The organism is Microbacterium sp. 71-23 (assembly GCF_001897265.1).
GTDB lineage: Bacteria > Actinomycetota > Actinomycetes > Actinomycetales > Microbacteriaceae > Microbacterium > Microbacterium ginsengisoli.
Genome location: NZ_MKSL01000015.1, coordinates 1 through 2,187, shown reverse-complemented (window position 1 = coordinate 2,187; position 2,187 = coordinate 1). Strand labels below are relative to the sequence as shown.

3 protein-coding genes and 1 tRNA gene are annotated in these 2,187 nt (G+C 70.4%); 1 reads left to right on the top strand and 3 read right to left on the bottom strand.

The window, feature by feature from the left end; translation table 11 throughout:
• On the top strand, positions 1–345 hold a 345-nt coding region (locus BGO15_RS06080), incomplete at its 5' end, for a nitroreductase family protein (RefSeq protein ID WP_353743566.1).
• Positions 346–369: 24 nt separating this feature from the next.
• Here the strand turns inward: BGO15_RS06080 and BGO15_RS06075 are convergent.
• The 3 genes from BGO15_RS06075 to BGO15_RS06065 all read right to left on the bottom strand — a co-directional run.
• Positions 370–1,326: a DMT family transporter gene (locus tag BGO15_RS06075; RefSeq protein ID WP_286747550.1), complete on the bottom strand. Its 957-nt coding sequence runs from the start codon at positions 1,324–1,326 to the stop codon at positions 370–372.
• Position 1,327: 1 nt separating this feature from the next.
• Positions 1,328–1,400, bottom strand: a tRNA-Thr gene (locus tag BGO15_RS06070).
• A 292-nt stretch (positions 1,401–1,692) separates the two neighbouring features.
• On the bottom strand, positions 1,693–2,187 hold a 495-nt coding region (locus BGO15_RS06065; RefSeq protein WP_286747548.1), incomplete at its 5' end, for a DsbA family protein.

Sequence of the window (2,187 nt, the reverse complement as noted above, 5' to 3'; positions counted from 1 at the left end):
GCCGTGGTCGCGAGCTTCCGCAAGAGCGAGAAGGTCCCCCGCTGGGAGCAGGAGGCCGTCGCCTCCGGAGTGGCGCACGTTCTCAGCCTGCTCCTGGACGAGGCGGGGTGGGGCGTGATCTGGCGTACCGGCCACTACACCCGCAGCAAGGCCGTCGCGAAGGCGCACGGCCTGAAGAAGGACGAAGAGCTGCTCGGCTGGCTGTACGTCGGCGGGAAGCCGTCCGGATCCCGGCCGGGGCGCCGCGCGGCCGTCGATGCGCGCCACAACGTGAGCCGCATGCCCGCCGCGAAGGGCGAGATCGTCGACACCGCGATCGGATCGACGGATAGCGCCCCGCGGTAGCCGCGTCCACGCCGCGGCATCCTTCTAGCGCATCCGCCGCCACGGGATCGCGGCGACCGCCACGGACAGGAACGCGAGCGACACCGTGAGCACCTCCTGCCACAGTCCTGGCGTCGCGCTCGCCGGCCACAGCGCGTCGAGCACCACCGACATCGCGAGCTGGCCGACGACCGTCCCGAGCGCGAGCAGCAGGACACCCGTGTAGGAGACGAGCGCGGCCGACAGGAAGATGTAGGCGACGCCCAGCGCTCCGCCGAGGTACAGCCACCAATCCGACGGCACGGCACGGGGCGCGCCGGCGATCGACACGTGGACGATCGCCGCGATCGCCAGGACCACGGTGCCGGTGATGAAGTTCATCAGGGTGGCTGTCAGGGGGGTGCCGACGCGAGCGCGGAGGCGTCCGTTCGTCGCCTGCTGCCACGCGACGCCGATCCCGGCCGCGAACGGCAGCAGCAGCATCCACAGCGGAGCCTCACCGACCGCCCCGCCGGCGAGCGCGACGCCGACCGCGAGGAGGGCGAGCAGCCCGCCGAGGACGCGCGGCATGGTCACCGCCACGACACCGCCAGGGCCGAATCCGACGCGATCGAGGAAGAGACCGCACACGATCTGACCCGCCACATAGCCGACGGTGAAGAGCGACACCCCGATGACGCCCACAGCGATCCCCTGGGTCGCCACCGTGAGGGCGCCCGCCGCCCCGGCGATCAGCATCCACCAGGGGATCGTGCGTTCGCGGGCGCCCGTCACGAGCGTGCGGAACCCCCGCCGGCCGACCGGCAGCGCCACGGACAGCACGATCAGGATCGCGAGGCCGGAGCCGAACGAGATGACAGCCGCCGTGAAGCCGTCGTGCAGGCGTACGCCGAGCTGACCGTTCACGCGTGCCTGGATCGCGGTCAGCATGCCGATGAATCCCGCGCCGCACAGCGCCAGCCAGACGGGCAGGCGCCGTCGTCCCGAGGTCGCCGCCGTCACGAGCCGACTGCGGGACTCGAACCCGCAACCCCCTAATTACAAGTTAGGTGCGCTACCAATTGCGCCAAGCCGGCGAGCCGCGTCGTGGCGCGGCCACACGGATGCCGCGACATCCGCCGTGTCGAGTCTACGGTGTGAGATCCCGCGGCCACGTTCCGGCGGGACCGCGCCGGGGCGTGAGTGTGGGGCCGCTCAGCCCCTCGTGAACGGCCCCACTTGGAGCCCGACACCCGATATCGGACTCCGCGGCAGGCACAAAGTCCTACACCGCTTACACCAGGCTCGCCCGACGCCGATGCTGGTCGCAACCCGTTGACCGACGGCATCCGACTTGATAAGGCTCGGACGAGTGGCCGGGCCCGAACGCTACTTCGTCGCCGACGGGGTGGGGGTCGGTGTCGGCGTCGCCGTCTTGTAATACGAGTCGCTCGAGATCGTGAGTACGAACTGCGCGAACTCCTTGGGGTCGTCGAGCGCCCCCACGTACGGCGTGCCGTTGACGAGGATCATCGGCGTGCCCGTGAGCGTGACGTTCTTCGTGTCGGGGAGGCCCTTGAGGGCGCGATCGGTCGCCGACTTGGCCCACGCGACATAGTCCTCGTTCTCGATGCAGTCCCGCACGACCTTCGGCGAGTCCGCGCCGGACGCGATCGCCAGGTCTGCGAGCTGGGCGTCGGTCAGACCGTCCGACCCCTGATCGGGCTGCTGGGTCAGGAGCGCGTTGTTGTACGCGAAGAACGAGTCGGGGGCGTAGGTCGCGACGCATGCCGAGGCACTGGCGGCGCGCAGCGAGTACTTCGTGCCGTTCGACTTCGCCGACAGCATCGCGACCGGGTAGTAGCTCAGGGTCGCGGCATCCTG